General features: G+C 40.9%; 21 protein-coding genes. 13 read left to right on the forward strand and 8 right to left on the reverse strand.

The window, feature by feature from the left end:
• Positions 1-365: 365 nt before the first annotated feature.
• The 5 genes from K7A41_RS17320 (at position 366) to K7A41_RS17340 (ending at position 12,290) form a co-directional block, all read left to right on the forward strand.
• Entirely contained in the window at positions 366-3,596 is a 3,231-nt protein-coding gene (locus K7A41_RS17320) for a SusC/RagA family TonB-linked outer membrane protein (protein ID WP_265714668.1), read from the forward strand.
• 13 nt (positions 3,597-3,609) lie between these two features.
• Entirely contained in the window at positions 3,610-5,070 is a 1,461-nt protein-coding gene (locus K7A41_RS17325; RefSeq protein ID WP_265714669.1) for a SusD/RagB family nutrient-binding outer membrane lipoprotein, read from the forward strand.
• A 1,048-nt stretch (positions 5,071-6,118) separates the two neighbouring features.
• Positions 6,119-9,289 (forward strand): SusC/RagA family TonB-linked outer membrane protein, encoded by a 3,171-nt coding sequence (locus tag K7A41_RS17330; protein WP_265714670.1) that lies wholly within the window; start codon positions 6,119-6,121, stop codon positions 9,287-9,289.
• A 10-nt stretch (positions 9,290-9,299) separates the two neighbouring features.
• Positions 9,300-10,697, forward strand: coding sequence for a RagB/SusD family nutrient uptake outer membrane protein (locus K7A41_RS17335; RefSeq protein WP_265714671.1), 1,398 nt, complete (start codon positions 9,300-9,302; stop codon positions 10,695-10,697).
• A 357-nt stretch (positions 10,698-11,054) separates the two neighbouring features.
• Positions 11,055-12,290 (forward strand): porin, encoded by a 1,236-nt coding sequence (locus K7A41_RS17340; RefSeq protein ID WP_265714672.1) that lies wholly within the window; start codon positions 11,055-11,057, stop codon positions 12,288-12,290.
• Positions 12,291-12,426: 136 nt separating this feature from the next.
• Here K7A41_RS17340 and K7A41_RS17345 read toward each other — a convergent pair whose 3' ends face one another.
• The 5 genes from K7A41_RS17345 to K7A41_RS17365 all read right to left on the reverse strand — a co-directional run bounded on the left by K7A41_RS17345 (position 12,427) and on the right by K7A41_RS17365 (position 16,887).
• On the reverse strand, positions 12,427-12,993 hold the full coding sequence (locus K7A41_RS17345; RefSeq protein WP_028072277.1) for a Crp/Fnr family transcriptional regulator: 567 nt from the start codon (positions 12,991-12,993) through the stop codon (positions 12,427-12,429).
• Positions 12,994-13,002: 9 nt separating this feature from the next.
• Complete coding sequence (locus K7A41_RS17350) at positions 13,003-14,274, reverse strand: adenylosuccinate synthase (RefSeq protein ID WP_265714673.1); 1,272 nt, start codon at positions 14,272-14,274, stop codon at positions 13,003-13,005.
• A 124-nt stretch (positions 14,275-14,398) separates the two neighbouring features.
• Positions 14,399-14,878, reverse strand: coding sequence for a DinB family protein (locus K7A41_RS17355; RefSeq protein ID WP_265714674.1), 480 nt, complete (start codon positions 14,876-14,878; stop codon positions 14,399-14,401).
• Positions 14,879-15,118: 240 nt separating this feature from the next.
• Positions 15,119-15,880 (reverse strand): SDR family NAD(P)-dependent oxidoreductase, encoded by a 762-nt coding sequence (locus K7A41_RS17360; protein WP_265714675.1) that lies wholly within the window; start codon positions 15,878-15,880, stop codon positions 15,119-15,121.
• 92 nt (positions 15,881-15,972) lie between these two features.
• Positions 15,973-16,887, reverse strand: a complete 915-nt coding sequence (locus K7A41_RS17365) for a helix-turn-helix domain-containing protein (RefSeq protein WP_265714676.1) — start codon at positions 16,885-16,887, stop codon at positions 15,973-15,975.
• Between the two features lie 313 nt (positions 16,888-17,200).
• Between K7A41_RS17365 and K7A41_RS17370 the strand changes: the two genes are divergently transcribed.
• Genes K7A41_RS17370 through K7A41_RS17385 form a run of 4 tightly spaced genes read left to right on the forward strand, consistent with a single transcriptional unit; the run spans position 17,201 to position 19,119 of the window.
• Entirely contained in the window at positions 17,201-17,626 is a 426-nt protein-coding gene (locus tag K7A41_RS17370) for an organic hydroperoxide resistance protein (RefSeq protein ID WP_265714677.1), read from the forward strand.
• A gap of 3 nt (positions 17,627-17,629) precedes the next feature.
• Entirely contained in the window at positions 17,630-17,995 is a 366-nt protein-coding gene (locus tag K7A41_RS17375; RefSeq protein WP_028072271.1) for a DUF1304 domain-containing protein, read from the forward strand.
• Positions 17,996-18,006: 11 nt separating this feature from the next.
• Positions 18,007-18,642: a nitroreductase family protein gene (locus K7A41_RS17380; RefSeq protein ID WP_028072270.1), complete on the forward strand. Its 636-nt coding sequence runs from the start codon at positions 18,007-18,009 to the stop codon at positions 18,640-18,642.
• A gap of 45 nt (positions 18,643-18,687) precedes the next feature.
• Entirely contained in the window at positions 18,688-19,119 is a 432-nt protein-coding gene (locus tag K7A41_RS17385; RefSeq protein WP_028072269.1) for a MarR family winged helix-turn-helix transcriptional regulator, read from the forward strand.
• Positions 19,120-19,317: 198 nt separating this feature from the next.
• Here the strand turns inward: K7A41_RS17385 and nudK are convergent, their stop codons facing one another.
• Both nudK and K7A41_RS17395 read right to left on the reverse strand, forming a co-directional pair.
• Positions 19,318-19,899 carry a GDP-mannose pyrophosphatase NudK gene (gene nudK / locus K7A41_RS17390; RefSeq protein WP_265714678.1) on the reverse strand — a complete coding sequence of 194 codons (582 nt, stop codon included), beginning with the start codon at positions 19,897-19,899 and terminating at the stop codon, positions 19,318-19,320.
• Positions 19,900-20,007: 108 nt separating this feature from the next.
• Complete coding sequence (locus K7A41_RS17395) at positions 20,008-20,898, reverse strand: hypothetical protein (protein WP_265714679.1); 891 nt, start codon at positions 20,896-20,898, stop codon at positions 20,008-20,010.
• A gap of 549 nt (positions 20,899-21,447) precedes the next feature.
• Between K7A41_RS17395 and K7A41_RS17400 the strand changes: the two genes are divergently transcribed.
• The 3 genes from K7A41_RS17400 to K7A41_RS17410 are packed head-to-tail and all read left to right on the forward strand — an operon-like array spanning position 21,448 to position 22,766.
• A complete protein-coding gene (locus K7A41_RS17400) occupies positions 21,448-21,942 on the forward strand; it encodes an N-acetylmuramoyl-L-alanine amidase (RefSeq protein WP_265714680.1) in 495 nt (164 codons plus the stop codon).
• Complete coding sequence (locus K7A41_RS17405) at positions 21,929-22,306, forward strand: hypothetical protein (RefSeq protein WP_265714681.1); 378 nt, start codon at positions 21,929-21,931, stop codon at positions 22,304-22,306. The genes K7A41_RS17400 and K7A41_RS17405 overlap by 14 nt, the downstream gene beginning before the upstream one ends.
• A complete protein-coding gene (locus K7A41_RS17410; protein ID WP_265714682.1) occupies positions 22,263-22,766 on the forward strand; it encodes a hypothetical protein in 504 nt (167 codons plus the stop codon). Before K7A41_RS17405 ends, K7A41_RS17410 begins: the two co-directional genes overlap by 44 nt.
• 81 nt (positions 22,767-22,847) lie before the next feature.
• On the opposite strand, the gene K7A41_RS17415 is transcribed toward K7A41_RS17410, so the two are convergent.
• Positions 22,848-23,456 carry a hypothetical protein gene (locus K7A41_RS17415; protein WP_265714683.1) on the reverse strand — a complete coding sequence of 203 codons (609 nt, stop codon included), beginning with the start codon at positions 23,454-23,456 and terminating at the stop codon, positions 22,848-22,850.
• A gap of 324 nt (positions 23,457-23,780) precedes the next feature.
• Between K7A41_RS17415 and K7A41_RS17420 the strand changes: the two genes are divergently transcribed.
• Positions 23,781-24,587 (forward strand): hypothetical protein, encoded by an 807-nt coding sequence (locus K7A41_RS17420; protein ID WP_265714684.1) that lies wholly within the window; start codon positions 23,781-23,783, stop codon positions 24,585-24,587.
• The last annotated feature ends 242 nt before the right edge of the window (positions 24,588-24,829 follow it).

The raw sequence follows: 24,829 nt of genomic DNA on the forward strand, positions 1-24,829 counted from the left end.
AATTTGTAAAATACTGAGGTCTTTATTGCAGTATTTTTCATTTTTGAGACGGTATGTTAAAAAACTTGTAAAAACAACTTTGGCTTTCTATATTTGGAACCGCTAATAGAAATCGCACTAACTATTATATACTGTAAATACTGAAAAGGTAAATTTACAGCTGAGTATTTTCAATGGATTGACTCTACATCTACCGGGAGTTAACTTCTACTAATATCTTCAACTGTTATCAATAATGAGTGATGGTATGCTTAACTAGCTGCTGTCTATTGTCTATGCAATATATGTTTAGACGATTACATAATGGATATAGTTTAATATCAATATAGAGGATTAGAAAAATAATAAAATTAACTAACTAAAACATGAAACAAACATTACTAAGTTTTCTTGTTGGCGGTATGATTCTGACTTCGGTCGCATTCGCACAAGAAAAAAAGATTAGTGGTCGTGTGACATCTGCTGATGGCAAAGCTATACCGGGGGTGACGGTAGTAGTGCAAGGCACTAATCAGGCGACACAGACAGATACCAATGGAAATTATTCATTAAACGTACCAGCAGGTAAAGTTGTCGTATTCCGTTCAGTTGGTTTTGACGATAAGACGATTATTGTAAACAACAACAGCACAGTGTTTAATGTGTCCTTGGAGAGTCATGATAATGCACTGGAAGAGGTTGTTGTAACAGCAAATGCGATTAAGCGTGAGAAACGTTCTCTGGGATACTCAGCGCCGACGATCAAAGCTGATGAGCTGACAGAAGGACGTAATTCAAGTGCGATCAATTCTCTTGCAGGTAAAGTAGCAGGGGTGAATATTACCTCTACTTCAAACTCACCAGGTAGTTCTTCTCGTGTTGTTTTACGTGGTGGTTCGTCTATTTCTGGAAACAACCAAGCATTAATCGTTGTTGATGGTACCCCAATTGATAATACAAGTAAAATGGGCGGAAGTAGTGATCTAGCAAGCGTAGACTTTGGAAACAGGGGTAACGACATCAACCCAGATGATATTGCTTCCGTTACTGTCCTAAAGGGACCTGCTGCAGCAGCTTTATATGGATCTAGAGCGTCAAATGGTGCCTTGATTATTACCACTAAGAGTGGTAAAAAAGGATCCAAGAACGAAATCACATTTAGTTCAACAAATACACTTTCGTCTATCCTAAAGTTACCAGAGTTTCAAAATCAGTACGGCCAAGGTGCATCAGGTTACAATAAAGCTGGTGAGTTAATCTATACCAATGATCCTAAAGAAAACTGGTCTTGGGGAGCTCCTTTTACAGGAGAAATTCAAGAATGGGGCCAAGCGATTAATGGCGTGCGTCAGAAAAAAGCATATTCTGCAGTAAAAGACAATGTCAAAGACTTTTTTGATTTAGGGATAGCTTCTGATAACAACCTTAGCTTTTCGGGTGGATCTGAAAAATCGACGTTTTATTTAGGCTTGAATTCTTTGAACTCTAACGGAGTTTACCCAGGAAAAAAAGACAACTTTAATAAATATGGTGTTAGATTTAATGGGACAACAGAGTTTTCGAATAAATTCAGCGCTGGTATTTCAGTAAACTATAGTCGCATCAACAGTAATAATGTTGGTGGTGGTCAAGGTGGCGGCTCAGTTTATAATAATTTGTTGCAGACGCCGAGAGATATTGATGTTGTCGGATTAAAGGACTTGTCTAATCCCTATAACGGTTACGGTTATACAGATGCTAATGGTGTCGCCCACAATGACGTTTACGGTTATTATGGCGCATATACGATGAATCCATATTGGGTGTTGGAAAATTACAATAATTTCAATGATGTGAACCGTATTATGGGGAACTTCAATATAAATTATAAGCCAACGGAATGGTTAACCTTCCAAGAAAGAATCGGTCTAGACAATTACAGTGATCGTAGACGTTCAGAGTCTCCAAAATATAGCTTCTTGCCAATTGACAATACTTCAGGGAATTATTCTGAAGGCAATATCCAGACTGATCCAGGCCAATATCGTATTGATCAATTTAACGTGAATGAAATTGTTCACGATTTCATGGCAACAGCGAAGCACACTTTCAATGAAGATTGGGAAGCGTCGTTAATGGTTGGGAATAATATTCGTCAGCGTAAAACGACTTCTAACAGTACTGCAACCAATGCAAGTGGCGGACTTGTCGTCCCTGGATGGTATAACCTTGCAAACTCCAATGGTCCGTTGGACTTGATCGAGGATACTTGGACTAACCGTCGTTTGGTCGGTGTTTATGGAGATTTAAACGTGTCTTATAAGAACATTGCTTATTTGCAAGCAACGGCTCGTAACGATTGGTCTTCTACTTTACCTAAGAAAAACAATTCGTTTTTCTATCCAAGTGTAAGCGGATCATTCGTTGCTTCGGAGCTATTCTCTCCGGAGTTGAAAAGTAAATTTAGTTACGCAAAAATTCGCGCGAACTGGGCTCAGGTCGGATCAGACACAGATCCATATCAATTGATTTCAACCTTCTCTAGAAGTGCGATTGCCGGAGGTTTCGGGTCTACTACATTTCCCTTCGGTAATGTATCTGCATTGATGTCTGGTAATACCATCGGAAATTTAAATTTGAAACCTGAAATTACGACGTCGTTCGAAGTGGGTACAGAATTAGGATTTTTAAACAACCGCTTGTCTGCTGACTTTACCTATTATAAAAATAATTCAAAGAACCAAATCCTAAGTATTCCTATCCCGTTATCGACAGGATACGGTCTTAGTTTGGTAAATGCAGGTAAAGTTCAAAATAGTGGTGTGGAATTAACCTTGAGAGGAACGCCTGTTAAGACTGAAAACTTCTCATGGGAGCTATTTGGAACATTCACAAAAAACAACAGCAAAGTTGTTGAATTGATGGATGGTGTTCAACAGGTTACTATAGGCGGGTTCTCAGGAATGAGCATTGTAGCAGCTGTCGGCCGTCCGTACGGAGAGTTTTATGCAGTTACCAATGCTACCGATGCACAAGGTCGTACAATTGTCGACCAAAAAACAGGGTTGCCGATAGCTTCTTCTAAACCGGAATATTTAGGGACTTATAATCCAGATTTTCAGGCTTCGTTGGGTACAAGTTTGAACTATAAAAATTGGTCGATGAGCGCTTTATTCGATACTAAACAAGGTGGTGTATTCTACTCCAGAACTAAGGATATCATGGGCTTTGTGGGTACTTCTGCTGAGTCAGGAGGTGATCGTATAGGCCAGATTTTTCCAAATTCGGTATACTTGGACGATGCTGGAAATTCAGTTGTTAATACGACAGCAACATACGACAAGATTGATTATTACCCGAACATGGAAGCTGGTGTTAATGTGGTCGACGCTACTTATATTAAATTGCGTAATCTTACATTTACCTATAAGTTCTCCAAAGACATGCTGAAAAACACACCTTTTGGTGCGGCTTCTATAGGAGTATTTGGTAACAATTTATTTATCTGGACACCAAGTGAAAATAAATACGCCGATCCAGAAGTGAATTCTTCGGGTGCCGGTAATGCGCAAGGTTTTGACTTTACGGCTCAACCTTCATTACGTAACTATGGTATCAATGTTAAAGTGTCATTTTAAGAGCAAGTAAAGTATGAAAACTATAAATTTTAGAAATGCTAAGAAGCTTCTAGTTCTAGCCTTGGTTGGCGCATTAGGACTAACTAGCTGTAACAAATTTTTGGATATCAACGAGAATCCCAATAATCCGGAAACAGCTACACCAAGCTTATTGCTACCTACAGTGGAAGCTGCAATTAGTCAGGTTGTAGGTAATAGCTTTCAGGTGTATGGAAATATTTGGGGACAATATTGGACACAAAATCCTACATCTTCACAATACCGTTCCATTGACAGGTATCAAATTTTGAATACTGCAATGGACAGATCTTGGTTGATTTTGTATCGTAATGCGTTGAATAACGCAGAATTGATTATTAAGTCGAATGAGCCAGCAAACGATAATTATAAAGGGATTGCTTACTTATTGAAAGCCTATACATTTCAAGTAGCGACTGATGCCTTCGGAGATATTCCTCTGTCCGAAGCACTAAAGGCAGATGGAAACCTGAACCCTAAATATGAGGCACAGCAAGTTGTCTATGATTCCATCTTCAATTATATTGATAAAGGGTTAGCTTTGTTAGCAACGCCACAAGCAGTACCTGTTTCAAGTCAGGACATGATTTTTAATGGAGATTTGGAAAAATGGAAAGCATTCGCCAACACATTAAAGTTAAGAGCATACTTACGCATTTCAAATGTTGATTCAAATAAAGCTGCTGCCGGTATAAAAGCCCTTTATGCGAAAAAAGCGACCTTCTTAGATGACGATGTCTCAATAAGTTATACAACAACAGGTGGAAACGAGAATCCATTTTATAATGAAATGGTGGGTTTGGGAAAAACTCAAAATGTTGTCGCAAGCGCAACTGTAGTTAAAGCTTTCGTGAGAAATAATGATCCAAGGAGATTCTCTTTTTATGAGAAACTAAGTGGGCAAGACACAATTGCATATATCCTACAGGGTGATTTTAATGCAAATTCTTCTAAACTCGTTTCATCTCCATCGGCTCTTGTTGGAGGTCGCGCGGTAGATCCAACATCAGCGACAGCACCTGTGAAATTGTTCTCCGCCGCTGAGAGCAAATTTTTACAAGCGGAAGCTGTAGTCAGAGGCTGGGGTACTGGTGATGCTAAAGTATTATTTGAATCCGGTATTACCACAAGTTTCGCAGCGACCGGCAACGCCAACGATGCCACAAAATATATCGCGCAAGCTCCCGATGCAAAGTTTGAGGGAAATACAGAAGCTAAGGTAAAAGCTATTATTACACAGAAATATTATGCAATGTGTGGCTTCCAAGGTTTTGAATCTTGGACGGAATGGAGAAGAACAGGGTATCCTACTTTCTTTACAACGTCAATTGCTTCAACATTAGGTGAAGGAAGAATGCCTTTACGTATGCCGTACGCAAATAGCGAAGCTACTTCGAATGCAAACTACCCAGGCAATGTGGTCATTTACACTCCTGTATGGTGGGATGTGAAATAACACTGTATTTTATAATACTTTAGGAGCGGCCGTTTCATTCGAAACGGCCGCTTTATTTTTATATGATGTGACATGTCTAATTCGCTACTTTTGGCCGTTTTGTAATTTTACGAGGCTTAATTGATAAGGACCAACTTGAGACCAATTTATTAGCAAATTCGAACTGTAAGAGGAGTGAGTCCACAGTGAGTCCACGTTGGGTGTACCTTTTAAGCTGCTTTCACTGTGCGTGCACATTTGTTACAAGTCGAAGTGACTGCGAACTTGGCCTTAACTTGTCCATAAGGAGGTCGGGCGACTTTTCGGGTGGACAAAAAACTACAATGCCATTTTTTGAGGGCCTTATTACGTCAATTACCTATGTGACCGGGTTCGGCAATCGGACGTTGTCCCTTGGAACCGTTAAAGGAAGTATCTGCTTTTTCAGGTATTGAATCTCAAAGTCAGGACGATGGTGTGTTATCAGTATTGGCAATGGTGTCCCGTATGTACCAAGCTCTTTGAGAGTATACATCAGTTCTTGACTTTTTATTCACGGATCATAATGGGCCTTATATTCCAAGTGGGCTCTACAGTGGCCCGAATTGCATCAGGCAGATTTTTTGACATTCCCAACGTAAAAAAACATAGCGTTTACGTAAATGTAATTTCATTGAGGAAGGCGATATTGTAATAGAAATCTAAGCGTTTTCCATGTTATATTTTGCTGGCAGCGGCGTGGTCAACTTCCGTTCTAACCATATAATGAACAGCTAGTTTCGAGTATCGGGTTAAGATAAAATTTACAATTACGTTTTTATTGCTTGATTTTATTTTGTTGATTTACAGTGTCTTAATTTTTATTATGAATTTATTGTTATTAGAAAGTTATGCTTGCATTGTAAAAGATAAAAAAAGTTATAATTTTGTATTTAACATTTTTTAACAAGCGCTATGCTTTAGAAAAATGCATTACTAACTAGACGCATATTAAAATTATTGGAAAGTAAAATATTGATACTAGCCAAGGTATTTCAGATAAATAAACATCTTTAATAAACGTAAACATATGAAACACAAATTACTCAGTTTTTTCGTGGGTAGTATGATCCTGACTTCTGTTGCATTCGCGCAGGAAAAGAAAGTGAGTGGTCGTGTTACCGGAGCTGATGGTAAACCGTTGGCAGGTGTAACGATCGCTGTTCAAGGATCTAACGTTGCCACACAGACAGATGCGAATGGTAACTATTCGCTATCTGTACCAACAGGAAAAGTTATCGTGTTCCGCTCAGTCGGTTATGCGGACAAAACATTAATTGTAAAAGAGGGGCAATCCACCTTTAACATTTCGTTAGACAGTAATGACAATGCACTTGAGGAAGTGGTCGTAACAGGATACGGCGTTCGTCAAATCAAAGATGTAATCGGTTCACAGTCGACTGTGAAAGGGAACGCCTTAGCGGCCGAGTCTAATGTCAGCTTTGACCAAGCTCTGTCTGGGAAGGTAGCAGGGGTACAGATTGGTACTACCGGTGGAACTTTAGGAGATGGGATTTCAGTTCGTATTCGTGGTGTTAACTCGATCTCATCAAGCTCATTACCTCTTTATGTAATTGATGGTGTCCCTATGAACACAGTAGAAAATGTGAGTGAGTTAAATAGCGGTGATGGGACGCGTTTCAATCCGCTATCTATGATTAATAGTAACGACATAGAATCGATCGAAGTACTAAAAGATGCTGGTGCATCTGTCTTATATGGTTCTCGTGCTGCTAACGGTGTGGTGATGATTACTACGAAACGTGGGAAAAAGGGATTCAATACTGTTACTTTTGATTCGAAATTTATTACCAGTAAAGCATCAAAGCTAGTTTCTTTATTAGATGGAGATCAATTTATTCAGATAAATAATGAAAAGGCAGCGAATGGTGCACCTCGATTTGGAGGTGTGACTAACGTTATTGCAAAGGAAAGTGATCTGAATGGGGATGGTGTGAATGATCGAACCAACTGGCTTGATGAGATTTACAGGCAAGGAACAGGATTTGATAATTCTGTTTCAATTTCCGGTGGATCTGAAAATGTTAATTATTTTGCTTCAGCTCGTTATAATGACCAAAGAGGTATTTTAATTGGTAACGATATTAAAACTGGTCAAGCTAGGATAAATCTCGATTTAAAAGCAAATAAATGGTTTAAAACAGGTGTTTCTTTGTCTTATGCAAAAACTAAGAACAACGGTGTACTGACTGACCGCTATATAAACGGTGCTACTGTTGCTGGTCTTAATGCGTTTCCAACTGTTTCACCCTATAACGCGAATAATGATTACGGCTATAATTTAAACGGAACAGGCTATTTAGGTTTAGGTAACAACATAACTGTTCTTAATGGGACAGGTATAACAGGAAATATCGCCAATCCCTTAGCTACTACAAATCTTCAATTAAATCAAAATACCCCAGAACAATTTTTAGCGAACATTTACGGAGAAATAACTCTGTTGGAAGGTCTTAAATTCACTTCAAAGTTCGGTATAGATTATTTACGCAATTATGAGCATCAATATGGGCATCCGGCTGTTGGAGGGCTAGGTTTTGCATATAATGGGTTAATTCAAGATTATTATAGAGATAATAATCTCTGGGTGTGGCAAAATTATGTAAATTACGATAAGACAATTAATGGTTCTCATCGCATTTCTGCAACTGCTGGTGCAGAATATAATTATGCTAAACAAAAATTAACTTACGCGGGAGCATCTAATGTTAGTGATGCATATTTTACTGATATACTCGATAATACATATACCGGTACAGTGCCTGGAACTGAAGAAGTGATGTTGCTTTCTGGCGGAGGTTTATTTTCTACTGGATTAGAATCGTACTTTGGTAGAGCAGGGTATTCTTACAATGGCAAATATTTACTTGAAGCGGCGTTTCGAGCAGATGCGTATTCAGCCTTTGGAATAAATTCAAAATGGGGATATTTTCCATCAATATCCGCCGGATGGGTAGCATCAGAAGAGGAATTTATGAAATCTATCAATTGGTTATCATACTTGAAAGTTAAGGGAAGTTATGGTAAAGTTGGAAATTCGAGAGGTATTGACCCCTATGCTGCAAGGACTTTGTACGCTGGGGGCGCATACGCCAGTCAAAATGGATTCTCCGCGTATCAATTAGGAAATGCTGATTTGCAGTGGGAGACAACAAGGAAATTCGATGTTGGGGTGGATTTTAAAGTTGCTGATGGAAAGTATGGTTTTGTAATTGATTATTTTAATAATGATATTTCAGGTTTAGTTTTAGATGCGACTCCACTCTACACAGTCGGAGTTCCAAGAGGATCGATTTACACCAATATCGGGTCTATGTATAATAGGGGGGTAGAGTTTACATTTAATATGGAGACTATGAGGAGAGAAAACTTTACATGGAATACATCCTTAAATTTCACTGCCATAAAGAACCGAGTAACGGAATTAATAACAGCGAACTCTGATATCCCTTCTGGTAATTCTGTTGCGAGTGTTGGCCGTAAATTGGGTGAGTTTAAATTACTTCAATGGGCAGGTGTCGATGAGGAAACTGGTAATCCGATGTGGTATTCAAAGGAAGGTGTTAGGAAAATCTATAATCCATCCGTTTCGGCAGCTCAAAGATGGACATTAGAGGATGGCACCGTAACTTCGGGTATCACAGCTAATGACGCCGTTTATACAGGTAAGAGCGGTATTCCAAAATTTTATGGTGGGTTAGATAATAATTTCCGTTATAAAAAATTTGATTTAGGAATTTCTTTAGTTTATACCGGAGGGTATTATATTTATAATTCAACTAGGGCTAATTTGTTGACAAATAGTTTTTTAAATAATAGTACTGAAATTTTAGATCGCTGGACAGCACCAGGGCAGAAAACTGATGTTCCTAGGTTATTTTTAAATGATAATACAGCAAATCAGGCATCCGATAGGTTTTTGGAAAAAGGGGATTTCTTGCGCGCTAGAACTATTAGTTTAGGGTATACGTTTGATGGAAATAAACTCAATAATGTTGGAATCAGATCTTTGAGGGTTTATGGACAGGTATATAACGCGTTTGTAATTACAGGCTATAGTGGGCAAGATCCTGAAGTAAATTCAAATAGGAATAATTCAAATATTGCAGTTGGCGTAGATAGCCGTGCAGTTCCACAACCAAGAACTTATACTTTTGGTGTAAGTCTTTCACTTCAATAAATTTAAGTCAATGAAAAGAATCAATTTACTATATAAAATGGTGTTGCTAGGAATAGTTCTCTCTGCAGCATCTTGTGGGAAACAGCTCTTTGAGGACCCATATGCATATTTATCTCCCGAGCAAGCTTTTTCAACGCCAGACAGGATTGCGAAAAGTGCTACTGGACTTTATGATGCTTTACAGAACCGAGAGTTTTTAGGTGGAAGAGCTTTAATTTATGCTGATATCCGCGGAGCTGATTGTGGGACGAATATATTTTTTGGCAACATGCCGCAATTTAGTACCTTATTATCTACAGACGCCACGGTAGGGTTAGCATATCAGGGTGCTTATCGAACGATAAACGAGGCAAATTTGTTTATTGAAAATCTGTCTGCAAAGCCTGGGGTTGTAAGTGCAATTGAAGAGGCGCAATATTTTGGCGAAGCCAAATTTATAAGAGCGTTGAGCTATTTTTATTTAGTTAATTTATGGGCACAGCCGTACAATTTTTCCTCTGGTGCTACACATGCAGGTGTACCTCTTATATTGAAAACGACAACTACGCCTTTTGCGGAGGATAATAATGTTCCCAGAGCTTCTGTAAAACAAGTATATGATCAAATTGAAAGTGATTTATTGGCTGCGGAAGCTTCTCTTCCTGTTTCTGGGGGGGCTGAATTCTCAACTGTTGCAAGGGCGACGAAGTCTGCCGCACAAGCACTTCTTGCACGCGTATATCTATATGAAGGGAATTATGCTAAAGCGGTCGAGTTTGCTAATAAAGTTATAAATTCTAACATCTATTCTTTAAATCCTAGTCCTTTGGAAGCTTTTAGAAATACAACCACTGCAGAGAGCATTTTTTCAGTAGCTCATAATGGAGGCGACAACCCAAATACGAATCATTCGTTAGGTCAACATTACTCTCCAAACCTAAGGGCTGATATTCAAGTGCTGCCAACTTTTGTATCCTTAATAGGAACCACTGATAAACGGAGGACAGAGCTGATTACGGAGAAGAACGGAGCATTTTTTAATTTAAAATACACTTCTGTTTCTGACTGGGCCCCGATTTTGAGATATAGTGAGGTCCTATTGATTAAAGCAGAGGCCTTGGCAAATCAAGCAAGTGGGGTTAGCGCAGAAGCATTAGCGTTGGTAAATGTCGTAAGGCACCGTTCTGCACCCACAGAGAATATCGTTGCGACATCTAAAACAGCTCTGATTGAAGCTATTTGGAAAGAAAAGCGAATTGAGTTGGCATTCGAAGGGCATGGTATATTCGAATATCTTAGAACAAAAAGAGATGTTCCATCGCATGGTACGATATCTGAACAAGCATATGGATCCGATTTTGTCGTATTACCTATCCCATTTGATGATATGCAGAAAAATTCAAATTTAATCCAAAATCCTGGATATTAATAAAAGGACATTGTTGAGGATTTGAGATTTCATTGTCTGATGTTAATTATAACACTGGATTGGAATAAAATGCTATTTAAACTATTAGGCCGGAAATTATATTTCCGGCCTTCGTTTTCTTAAATATTACCAAATCATTAACTTTATGTGTATAAATTGATATACTAACAATTTGTTAATATTGAATTAACATTGAGACTCTATTTTTACATCGTAGAAGTTAGCAGCCGAGCCTGTCTAAACTTCTTCGTATAAATTAGAGATTATTGTTGCAGTGAAACCATTTAGGACTTAAAACCGTTTATATGACAAGTGCTAATTCACAAAATTCATTGCTGCAAAAAGGGGTTACTTTCAATGAGAAAAATATTTTTACTGCTAGCGTTAGCTGGTCCCGGTGTAGCTGTGGCCCAGAATAATAACGCTCCTTCGAGTTATGATCCGCATGATATCAAGATCACCGGATATCTACAGACACAATTTCAAAAGGCCCAGTCGCCGGGGATAACATCTTTTTCAGGTGGCGATTTCTCTAAAAATTCCGATAACCGCTTTATGATCCGCCGTGGACGTCTCAAAATCGACCGCGTGGACACCTACTCAAGTATCGTATTTCAGCTGGACGCAACACAGGATGGGGTACAGCTGATGGATGCATTTATCCAATTGCGGCATCCCAGCCAAAAGGGACTGAGCCTGACAGCCGGCCTTTTTAATCGGCCATTCGGTTATTCGATTGTCTATTCCTCCGGTTACCGTGATTTTCCTGAACGAGCACGCGTCTTTCAAACTATAATGCCCCGCGAACGTGATCTTGGTGGTATGGTGAGCTATCACCCGGGCGGAAAGCTGAAATTCTTGAACCTGGACTTAGCGATGGTCAACGGTAGTGGGCATTCGGCCAAAGACTACGATTCGAAGAAAGATCTAATAGGCAATTTAGCTTTTAAATTTGATAGCCTAGCAGACAAGAAGCTGCACCTTGGGTTCGGAGGTTCTTTCTATAAAGGATCTGTACGCAACGATACCAAGACATATTATACACCTATAGACGGGGGCTACATCGCACACACGGGCGATGATATTGAAGGCAAGGGAATAGGTCGCAACTACTACGGTGCCAACTTGCAGGTTGAGCTCGACAATAGCTTCGGAAAGTCCAGCTTCAAAACGGAATATGTGGCTGGGGAGCAGCCCGGAGTAGCTGGGGGAACGGATATTAAGGGCCCTTACGCGAGCAGAAGTTTCACCACGCAGCCAACGACTGATCTATATCAACGTAAGTTCAACGGCTACTACCTCTGGTTTACACAAGAAATTGCCGAGACGGGTATCACAGCTTTGTTGGCTTATGACGTCTATGACCCGAATACAAAAGCAAGCGGTATGACTATCGGTGCGCCAGATAATTTTACAGCTGATGGCGATGTTAAATTCAGTACACTGGGTTATGGCGTGGCTTATCAGATCAGCAATAGGCTAAAGCTTACGGTATACAACGAACATGTAACCAATGAATCAACGAGTTTGGCTAACTTTGCCGACGACATCCGAGACAATGTATTCACGACACGGTTGCTGTATCGTTGGTAGTAGCCCAAGTGCTGTCGACGGAAGGGGTGATTTAGGAGCTGTGGATAATGATGTCATGTACTCTTTAGGCGAGTTTGCCTTTTAATATATATGATCTGCTTAAACCGATGGGCGCTACCTTGGAAAAAAAATCCGTTCAGGTATTCCTCCGAATACGGCTTAAAGACGATGCCGTAATACCCAGATAAGATGCCAGCATAGCTAAGGGCACGCGGTTGGCAAGTCCGGGGTATAGTTTCAGGAATAACAGATACCGCTCTTTGGCATCAAGGTTCATCATTGTGTTTGCCGTTTTTAATTTGCTTTCGATAACGAAAGCATACAATTTCGAGATCAGAAGAGGCCAAATTTTGATTTCTTTTTCCAGTAACCTAAATTCTTGGATATCAAGATGCCAGATAGTTGCATCAGTTAATGCTTCGATATAATCGCTCGACGGTGTGCGGTCCAGAAAACTTTGTAGGTCGCCAATAAAACGACCTTCATAAATAAAGTATCGCGTAAAATCGTCGCCTTTATGATTATAATATAGCGATCGAAATACACCATCTTCTACAAACGCAATACTATTGGTTACTTTGCCATTGGTGACGAAATACGCTGATTTGCTGATAGTCTTTTTTTTGAAGGCACCCCTGATCAGGCTTTCTTCTCTTCCGTCGAGGGAACCAAATTTTCGGATATATTGCAGTAGTTGTTCCATATCGGCAATCTAATGTGCTAAGGTAATCAATTGTTCGCGTAGCGGTCCTACGGAAAGGTATTTCACGGGAACATTTAAGTCTTCCTCCAAATATGAAACAAAGGCCCTCAGTTCTTCAGGGAGAGTGGTAGGATCGCTGATCTCACACTTTGTATCATTCCATCCCGGAAGAAATTTCCATATCGGCTGTACATCCGCTCCGGCAAATGCAAGAGAGGCCAATGCCGTTTTGTTACCTTGAATGTCGTAATCGGTGCAAACGGGCACTGTTGCCATCCCATTTAGGATATCCGCTTTGGTCAGTACCAGATCGGTTACACCATTTAACATCACAGCATATCGCAGCGCAGGAAGGTCGAGCCAACCCACACGGCGCGGCCGCTTGGTGTTAGAGCCAAACTCATTTCCCTTTTCGCGTAAGTCTGAAGCTGCTGGATCGCTAATTTCTGTCGGAAAGATACCGTTGCCCACACGGGTACAATACGCCTTTGTGATACCATAAATTCGGTTCACCAGCTTCGGAGAGACACCAAGACTAACGCAAGCAGCGGATGCTATCGTGTTGGAGGAGGTGACATATGGATAGGTACCATGATCAATATCCAAAAATGTAGCCTGGGCACCTTCAGCCAGTACCTTTTTATTTGTGCTGAGCGCTTGGTTAAGAAAAATTTCCGTGTCGATAATCTGTAGTTTTTGCATAAACTCGCACGCTTCCATAAAGTTGCGATATAATTTTTCCAAAGGAGGCATGGACTGTCCCAGTACTTCTAACTCGTCATACTGTCTGCTGAGCATGTGATAAACATCCTCGCCAAAGCGTGCTGAGTGAATATCACCTGCACGTACGTTTTGTCGGAGTGCTTTATGGGCATAACTCGGACCTATGCCATTCTTGGTTGTTCCAATCGATGGATACCGCGGTGACTCTTCCAGAAAGATGTCCCAATATCGTTGGGTTGGCAGCACAAGATGCGCTTTTTTGGAGATGAAAATGCGGTTTTCCAAACTGCCTTGTACAAGCGTTCCAACGAGGTCGATTTCGGACTTCAGAGCCAGGGGGTCAATCACCACAGCGCTACCAATAATATTATCAATGTGTGCGTAAAAAATGCCCGAGGGAAGCAGTTTTAAGGTTATTCGTTCACCATGGTGGTAGATGCTGTGCCCAGCATTCGCTCCGCCATTGAACCGCGCGATGATGTCGTAGTCCCTGCTCATTAAATCGATGATCTTGCCTTTGCCTTCGTCTCCCCATTGAAGTCCAATTAGAATATCCATATCTTTCTTATTTAAAATCGTATTCAAAACTAGGGCTCAAGGAGCGAAGTACAATTGCCATTTGGCAAAAAGCTGCATTGAATTCCTCATGGCTATTTGTGGGGAATATCAACGCATCAACTGATCAGTGCGTTTGTTGACTAACTATCAATTTTTTGATCAGTACAATCTGACCCAGATGATAATAGCTATGTTCGATTACACCTTCGATATTCCTTAAATAAGAACCGTATCTTTCTTCAATAAAAGGTTGCTCAAGACGTTTTTCTTCGAGCCCCTCGATAGCGTCGGCAAAGCGAGCGGCATGGGTTAAAAAACGTTGGACGAGTGCATTCCAGTCGCTTTCTGAGCTTATTTCCGGTACATCGAAGCTATATTTGTCGCTGATGTCGAGTTTTCCTGTCCTGAATGCGGATAGTAATCCCTCAAGATAATAATTGATGTGGTAAGTAAGTGCTGCAATACTGTTTAGAGTATTGATCTTATATACGGCTTGTTGCCAGTTGGTATCTATCAGTTGTTCTTGATAATTGGTATTTGCGATCCAATGTCCATCTAGCAATACCTCGCGCAGCCTGTTGGCCATAAATAGCTGTTTTTCCATATTTTTTCTAAATTGGTGTTGTAGACTTTGATCACCGTAAGTCTATTTTACGGATATAAGAACTTTGTATGATCTAATTTATACATAATTTTTCTATTCTTTATGAAGGCTGTGGAAAGGGAATACGTGGATCTTATTCTTGGGTAAGAACGTAGAAGGAAACCTCCTTTCTAGGCTAATACAAAAAAAATAAATGTCCTGTACAAAAGTGCAGGACATTTAACATCAAGATTTATGCGTCTACAGATTCATGCCACCTGAGACCTCAATACGCTGTCCATTGATCCACCTAGCCTCTTCGGTACATAGGAAGGCTACTACGCCGCCGATATCGTCTGGCAGGCCCACTCGCCCAAGTGCTGTTACGCTGGCAATATGCGCATTCGTTTCTTTGTCGTCCCGCACATGTCCACCTCCAAAGTCTGTCTCAATTGCTCCGGGAGCGACTACGTTTGCAGCGATGCCACGTGGACCAAGCTCCTTGGCGAGATATCTCGTCAGTACCTCGATTGCCCCCTTCATGGATCCATATGCTGAGGAACCTGCGAAAGCAAAGCGTGCAAGTCCAGAAGAGATGTTAATGATGCGGCCGCCGTTATTCATATAGGGCAGCACCTTTTGTGTCAGAAAAAATACACCCTTGTAATGAATATTATATACAGTGTCAAATTGTTCTTCGGTAGTATCCGTGAAAGCAGCGTAAAGTGCAGTCCCGGCATTATTGATTAGAAAATCGATATTGGGCTGGCCAGTTTGTTCCTGCAGATGACTTGTCAATTGCTTAATAAAGCTATCAAAAGACGACACATCACCAGTGTTTACCTGGAATGCGGTGGCCCGCTGTCCCAATGACTGAATACTAGAAACCACATGGTCGGCTTCCTCTTTATTGCTATTATAGGTTAGGATAACGTCTATTCCTTTTTTTGCAAGACTAATGGCCATGTTGCGGCCCAAGCCGCGACTTCCTCCAGTAACTAATGCTATTTTATTCCTTGTCATATTGTATTGTTTTTTAATTGAACAATACAAAGGTCGTCCGAAATGTTGTCTGCTTCTTTGCGAAAAGCAAACCAATATTTGCGAAATTCAAATTATGACCTGTGCGAACGGAAATTGTTCGGCGAGATACTTGTCTGTTTTTTGAAGAAATTTGAAAAATGGGCTATCTCTTCAAATCCGAGGGTATAGGCTATTTCCGAAATGTTCCAGTCGGTTTGCTTAAGTAGTATCTTCGCTTCCTGAGTGATCCGAGCGCCGATGATCTGGCTTGTTGTTTTGCCCGTGTTTTCTTTTAGAATTTTGTTTAAATGATTGACATGGATAGCCAGGCGTTCGGCGAAGTCATGCGCGGTACGCAGTTGTAAGCGTTGCATGGGGGAGTCAATAGGAAATTGCCGTTCCAAAAGCTCGATAAAAAGCGAAGTAATCCTATGGGATGCACTGTGAGATGGGTTGCTTATGCTTTTGGGCTGCAATTTCTGCCCATAATGGATGATCTCCAGTACATAGTTACGCAAAAGATCGTATTTGAAGACATAGTCAGAGGATAATTCTTTATTCATTTTCTTGAAAATGGCCTCAATTTCTACACGTTGTTCATCGCTGATTTGAAAAATCGGAAGGCCTCCGGGACGAAAGATCGGAAGGTCGTCTATAACGACACCACTTTTGTTTCGGGCAAGGAATTCGGCGGTAAAAACGCAGAAATAGCCTTTTTGATGTTCATCTTTTGGAATCCAGTGATAGGGGACTTTCGGCGTGGCAAACACCAGTCCTGATTCCTCAATTTCGATAACTTTGTCGGCATATTCGGCTGTGTTCCTTCCAGTGATCAGGCTGATCTTGTAATAAGTCCGTTTATTATATGGCATGACTGGTTTATCCTTTAGCTTTGCGGCCAACTCCTCAAAACTGAATACATTGAAATGTCCGATTTCACGTGCGATTTCCTGTGGAATAGGCGCATTTATTTCGTTATAAAATTGTTCGAGTGAAGTGGTTTTCATATAACTTGTATTTGTAACAATCAAACCTAAGTAAATTCAGGTTGATATGCAATGCAATTGTAAACGCATAATGAGTAATGGTAGAAAAGCTGATTTATATGGAAGAAGTGTGCGATTTTTGAACGCGGGCGAATAAACGTTTGTCACATTTCGCGCCCGGACTGGGAGCCAAAGTGTCAGCGATAGAAATAGCTGCCGTTCCCGAAGACAATAGAGCAGGCGGAGTTTCATTTTAATGTAAATAACGCTATTATATTTTGCACAATATAATTTTTCAATCTACATTTGTACTGTTGAAATAAACAAATAGAAAATGAAAACATTATATACAATAGGAGCTACCGCCCAGGGCGGACGGAATGGTCATGTAAAAAGTGAAAATGGTGTCCTTGATGTAGCTGTGCGAACGCCAAAGGGCCTAGGCGGTGCCAATGACGACTATGCTAATCCAGAGATGCTTTTTGCCGCTGGCTACGCGGCTTGTTTTGACAGCGCCTTGAATCTGGTGATCAGACAGGATAGGATAAAAACCGGCGAGACTACGGTTACAGCGAAAGTAAGTATAGGACAGCTGGACAATGGCGGCTTTGGTTTGGCCGCTGAATTGCACGCCAATATTCCGTCAGTTAGTTTGGAATTGGCACAGCAACTCATTGAAAAAGCGCATCAGGTCTGTCCTTATTCAAACGCAACAAGAGGTAATATCGAGGTTAAATTAACGGTTTCAAACAACGGATAGAATATGGATTATATAGCCACGGTATTCACCGTAATCGTACTGATAGAACATATTTACATCGTCTGGATGGAGATGTTTGCCTGGGAGACTGCAGGAAGACGCAGTTTCGGGAAAACACTTCCTGCTGAACTATTTAAACCTACAAAAGGCCTGGCTGCCAATCAGGGCTTGTACAATGGCTTTCTGGTAGCAGGGTTGGTCTGGTCATTTTTAACAGAAGACGCTATATGGAGCGACAATATCCGTCTATTTTTTCTGGGATGCGTGCTCGTGGCCGGAATTTTTGGAGGCATCACAGCGAATAGAAAAATATTTTTGATACAGGGGATACCGGCATTGCTGGCGTTATTATCCGTTCTTTTTAAATAATACAATATTATATGTCACTTATAACAGATTTACAATGGCGTCATGCTGTGAAAGCATATGACCCAACAAAAAAAGTTAGTCAGGAAAATATCGATAAGATCATCGAGGCGGCGCGTTTTGCACCAACCTCTTCTGGTTTGCAGCCTTTTAAGATTTTGGTCGTTGAAAATCAGGAATTAAAAGATAAACTGGCGGAAGGTGCTCTCAACCCTGATTGTATGCGCGAGTGTTCTCACGTATTGGTTTTTGCCGCCTGGGATCGGTATACCGCCGAACGTATTGACAAAGTGTATGATTTTACGACCGATGAGCGAAATTTACCGCGCGGCCGTTTTGGCTCGTATACCGACAAGCTGAAATCGATATATTTGAATGAAGCAGCGGAAAACAATTTTGCGCATACTGCACGGCAGACTTATATTGCGCTGGGCCTTGCACTGGCACAGGCAGCTGAACTGCGTGTTGATTCTACGCCTGCCGAAGGCTTCGACAACAGTGTGGTGGATAATGTGCTACAATTGAGCGAGCAAGGACTCAAGAGTGTTTCATTGATGTATGTTGGTGTGGCTGATCCTTCTCGTGACTGGATTTCGACAATGAAAAAAGTACGGGTACCAAAGGAGGAGTTTGTCGTCGAGTACAAATAAGTATGAGGGTTCCTTAAGCTTCACAAAACACAATATATTTGCAGGATGGATGATTTATTAAAATTAGACAAACAGCTCTGTTTTTCCGTGTATGTTCTTCACAGAGAAATTATGCAGCGTTACCGTGCTATCCTTGAAGCGATCGATTTGACCTATCCTCAATATATCACATTGATGGCATTGTGGGAAAAGGATGAACAGACCGTCAATCAACTGGGGGGAAGATTGTTTTTGGATAATGGGACACTTACACCATTATTGAAAAGGCTGGAAAACAAATCCCTGATTACGCGTACACGCAGCAAGGATGATGAACGAGTGGTCAAAATCCGATTGACCCAACAAGGACTTCAATTAAAGGAAAGGGCAAGCTGTATCCCAATGCAGCTTTTTGAGGCCTTGAAGCTCGATTATGCGGATATGGTCCAGCTCAAAGCGTTAGCAGAGAAAATCATCAAGAACGCTGGTGAAAACTAGCTAATGTTTCCCGTAAATAAAAACGGACTGAATGTGGTAATTTTGCATTTAGTCCGTTTTTTTGTGGTCTACACAATAAATGTGAAAGGTCAGACGCAAATGCCGAAACGGCATATTTTCCAGTTTTTAAGCGTGCGTCCGGTCTAAAGTGACTGCGCTTGAGCCTAAGCGAGATGCCCGTATAGGAGCAGCTTTGTATTATAAGATATTGTTCAGCCTAAGGTATTGGAGGAGCATAATCGTTTTTCCATCTTTGATTTCGCCGCTCTGGATCATTTCCAGCGCCTTCTGCATCTCTATTTCAAGGATTTCAATATGCTCTTCCTCTTCAGCCAGCCCACCGCCGGCGCTCACTTTCATGCTGCTCGAATATTCGGCGATAAAGAAATGCAGGATTTCCGTCACCGAACCAGGGGACATGTAAGCTTCAAAAATCTTCTTCACGTCTGTGATCTGGTAACCTGTCTCTTCTTCTGTTTCCCTGCGTATGCAGTCCTCGGGCGAATCCAGATCCAATAAACCGGCGCAGGCTTCAATGAGCATCCCCGATTCATTACCATTGATGTATGTAGGAATGCGGAATTGCCGTGTTAGGATTACGGTCTTCGATTCTTTGTTATAGAGCAGGATGACGGCGCCGTTTCCACGGTCGTAAGCTTCCCGGCTTTGCTGTTGTACGATGCCATCGGGCTTGCTGTACTGGTAGGTGACCTTTTTTAATGTATACCAATTGTCAGAGAGAATCTCGGTCTTTATAATTTTAATATTTTGTATTGCCATTGCATTATTTATGAAGGTAAAGGTAATTTATTGCTGCTCCGATTAAGATGAAAAAGCAAACATCGTCGTATGAAGTTTTGTTTCGATATGTTTTGGGCGGGTACCATTTTAATTCTTTATGGACACGTTGTATCTTTTCATAATATCCTTTATTATTTTTTTATAATATCTGGTCTTATTGGATTCGTCAATGGTTACAATCTCCACATCATTTGCTGTAAGCAACTGCATCTTATCCCTCGAAAGGTTGTACCACTTTTGGGTTGTATAATAGAACAGTCGGTTTTTAATGAAACTACTCTTTCGATAAAATTTATGTCGGGCCCGGTAAGTCAGTAGCCACCATAAATCTATTTCCACGAAATCGAGTGATAATCCCAGAATATGGATATCATGGGTGAAAAAGAGGTCGATCCAAGATTGCAGTTTCAGTTCTTTCTGCTGTTTGAGTCTCTTGACGAAAGCAGCCTTAAATATCTTGTCGGAAGTGTAATTCGTTCCATTGACTACATAGTCGCGCATTTTTTGTAACTGGCCGCAATAATGTTCGTATCCCAAATTAATGGAATTGGGGATGCTGCAGTCCCCATGAATATGCCAATAGGTTTTATCCATAGTTTCATGTCTGCGAAAAATACTGTACGTGGTCTCCCTGACCAAGCTTGTATTTGTTCTCTGTGTTTCTCCTTCCAGGCTAAATTCATAATTCGTGGTGATGATGTTGCTGACCGGTAGGTCGCGGATCATCTGATGGATCTCGTTGGGTTTTATCAGTGAGACGCTTTCGGAAATATAGGTCTTAAGCTCTTTCTCGTTGAGATGCCGGGATTGGATAGCACGAAGAAAAATCTCCTCGTATAACATAGGGAAAGGTTTTTGCCCATTTTCCAATGTGGTGACGTGATATTTTTTTTTAATACTCGCCAGCAGGTCACTCCAGCTAATGCCCGGAGAGATGTTGTTTATGTCATTTCCAATTAATAGACAGAATTCATTCATTGCCGTCGATATTGTTGAGCATTCTTGTGATGAGCATCTTAAAGCAGGTATGCTGTGTTTTAAGCCTAAATCAAACCTGTTCCTAAGATAGGAAAAAATCCTGCCTTGCAGCTACTTGTCTGTTAAATAATGGGCACGCCTGCTATCCTACTGATAGGTCTTGCCTAAATATATGTTCGGTCTGCGAACTCACGGAAATTTCGGCTGTAGTCTCAAGGGGATAGGTACTAAAAAGGCTAGGCGAACCATTTTCCTAGCCTTCACGATATAACTCATCCTATGCTATAACGATCAAATAACAATGGAGCAGGAGAAATGTTTCGTTTACCCCGGCGTACAGAGTAAAACAGTTGGATTTCAGTACATATTCGGTAATTTTTTTCTACCGCGCAGATATCATTAATATTCCGGCTTTGGGCCCTTCTTCAGATCTACATTTGTATTGTAAATGCTGATCAGTCACTATTTCATCGGTGCGGGAGCATCGTACAATGTAAACGAAAGATTTTTTTAACAGAGGCGCTTCAGATCAAATTAAACAAGAAAGAAATGGAAATTAAAAATCACAAAATCGCGGGTGCAACCTATCGGGAGACACCCAACAAAGGTGGGATTATCACACCAATCTATATCATTATGCATTATGACGGGTCATCTAATGCTACCAGTGCCATTGCCTGGATGTCGGATCCCAAGAGTAGGGTGTCTGCCCACCTGCACATCAGTAGGGAAGGCTGTGTCACCCAGCTGGCACCTCTCAATGTCAAATGCTGGCATGCCGGTATAAGTTTTTGGGAAGGTTTGAAGGATATCAATCGCTTTAGCATAGGTATCGAACTGCAAAATAAAGGGCAGGAAGTATACCCCGCCAAGCAGATTGCTGTGGCAGTCGAGGTATGTAAAGCCATTATTGCACGGTATCCGATTCAGGACATTTTGGGCCATAATGATATTGCGCCGGGACGGAAGGAGGATCCGGGAAAACAGTTTCCCTGGTCAAAGTTTAAAATGTTGATAAAAAAGGACGATTATGGAACTACTTGAAATTTTAGAGAAACTTATTATTCCGCTCGTGACTGCCATTGCCGGATACCTCGTGGGGCGACCCAAACAGCAGGCGGAAGTGGAAGCTACGAATGTGGACAATGCCGGAAAGGTGATTGACAAATGGGAAAGCTACGCCAGCCGGCTGGAAAAAGATATCGAGCACTTAAGGGCAATAATCGAAGACCTGAATGCAGGGCTGAAACTTGCTAACGAGGAACGTATCGCCTGTTCAAAGACGCTGGCGGCCTTACAGGTGAAGTATGATGACCTCATGAAGCTTTATAACAAATTACAAATTGAACTAAAGAAGGTGAAAAATGAAAAAGCTATTTCCGTTGACCGTAATGCTGCTATTGGGTAGCAGCTGCGGTCTATTTAAGAAAACAGTGAAAACAACTGAACTACATCAGACAGCGCTCGTTGAACACAACGGTCTTCGGTCAGACGCGCAACTTAACGAGCAGCATGTGCTTGTCGAGCGCTCAGATAGCACACATTCGATTGAAGCCTCCGGATTAATGCTGCTGGAAGGTGAAGGTATTGAATTGCGGCCGGATGGTAGTTTGCAAATACGCAGGGGCAGGATCCATAAAAAGTTTATGCAACACGAGACACAGCAGGGCGAAACTGTAAAAGTTGGGTCTGATAAGCGGAAGCAAAACCTACAGTATATTCAGCATGACGAGAAGAGGATTAGTTTGCTTGGATGGAAGGATAAAAAGATAACGGAGCCAGCGGTGTCGCGTATGCTTTATTTTTTGGCGGGGCTGCTAATTTTGGTCTCCGGTATTGTCTGGTGGTTGCGAAGGAAATATAACTGACGTATCGATACCGGTCAGGCAAAAGTGTATCACATGCAAGCTTGCTTTTGCCGGGCCGGTATCATCTCCCTCCAAATCGCCTTATTTACCATTGAACCGGGTGTTGATGAGATAATAATTCGCGGCTTGTTTCACGTCTATTTTGAAATCCTTATACATGTCAAATTGATTGCACGCGCAGATAATCGACTTCTGAAGCGTATCGCTATTTATTTTTAAACAGGGACCTAATTCTTTGTAAATGTTGCTTTTGACTTTTGTTTTCAGATTGTCCAGTTTTTCGGGCTGGAAGATACGGAGCACAACGGCAATCGCCTTATAGCGATGCTGAATGTCTTTGTATTTGATATACTCACCCCTAATTTGCTGTGGAGGGATACCCATAAAGTCGCAGTAGTAATCGATAACTGTGCTGATTTTGGACAGATCGGGCTCATATATCCGGTTGATCGATTTTAAAATATCGGGATGGTGTTCTTTTAAAAAGCTCATCATAAAAGAATAATATAGCGTGTTCATATGCTGGGTGTTCTTTTTATTTCGTGATCCTTGACTGGTTGCTGTCTTATCTTTTTCCCCAAAAACGGAGACTGGAAATGTGTTTTTTGTTTGCCTAATATCATGTCCATCCTTATTGGACAGAGCATGTGCTGGGATGAGCATTAAATCTTGTGTGATGATATGTTCCATGGTGTTTTCTTTTAAATCGTTTATTTCAGTCTTAACCTAAGCTTGTTGCAACAATGAACATTCCTAACGGCTTCCCTGGTATGTTATATTGTTAAACAAAGTTAAACAATTATGTTAATCTTTCAAGCTTAATTCTTTATATTTTTTTTGATTTATTTCTTTTTAATGTGTTTTAATAAACTAATTTGTTTAACTTTAATATGTTTGTATATAGTGTTTTATGTGTTTTTTAGGTTTGTTTGTTTGTTTAGGTTTAATATCTTGTGTAACTTAGCGTCAGATTGTTATGAATTAGTGTAACAATTGTTAAAAAACTTGTTAATCATGGAACTTTATCCATATAATAATTTTGAAGTTATCCGTTCGGAGATGGGCGTGACCAACCGTGAGTTCGCGGCTCTACTGGGTGTGCGCGAGCAAGTCTATTCGCGCATAAAGAAGGGTGAGTATCCTATTGGTCTCACAATGAAGACACGGATTCAGACTGCTTTTCCGCAGGTTCGATATGAATGGCTGGTATACGGCAAGGGTGAGCGGGAGGAGGCAGGTTCATTTGTTCAGCCCAACACAGTTAACCATGTCAATTTTGGAAATGGTAGATCCATCGGCTATTTTTCTGACGATATTAAATTCATCGACGAAAATAAAAACAACATATTTTATGAGGTGTCTCCGGGGCGTTATCTAATGCAGACAAAACTGGTTACCGAAAAGGCGAAGGCGGGATATCTTTCGGGGTTTTCGGACGCTGAATATATGGATGACCTGCCTGCGCATTTTATCACAGTGAATGAGTTTCATAAAGGAGTCTACCGTTCTTTTGAGGTAAGTGGCGATAGTATGACAGATGGAACAGATGCAAGTGTCCTCGATGGCGATATTGTAACGGGCCGATTGATCAAAAGAGAATTGTGGCAATCCAAATTTCACACCCATAAATATAGATACTGGGTGATTGTGCATAAATATGAAGGGGTGATTATTAAGGAAATTGCCCACCATGATGTAGCTCGGGGCGTTCTGACGCTCCGTTCACTGAATATCGATAAAGTAATGTATCCCGATTTCGAGGTCAATCTTGATGATGTGGATCAGATCTTTAATGTGGTCGACATTAGCCGGTCTTTGTAGGTGCCGGCTTTTTCGGTTGACTGTGTGCGCCGTTTGTCAGTATGCCTTACCGATAGGAACTCCTACATGGAGCAACACACTATTCAAGTCGCGAGTGGAATAATTTGTTTGATTTACAGTTGTTTATGTTTTTAAACTAATTAATTTAGTTTATATGACTAAATTAATTAGTTTAATTGCTATATTTGACTATAATTGAACGTCAATGGATGTGTAGTTACAGTTTGATAGTGTCGGACAGT

The organism is Sphingobacterium sp. InxBP1 (assembly GCF_026191775.1).
In the GTDB taxonomy this organism is placed as follows: Bacteria; Bacteroidota; Bacteroidia; order Sphingobacteriales; family Sphingobacteriaceae; genus Sphingobacterium; species Sphingobacterium thalpophilum.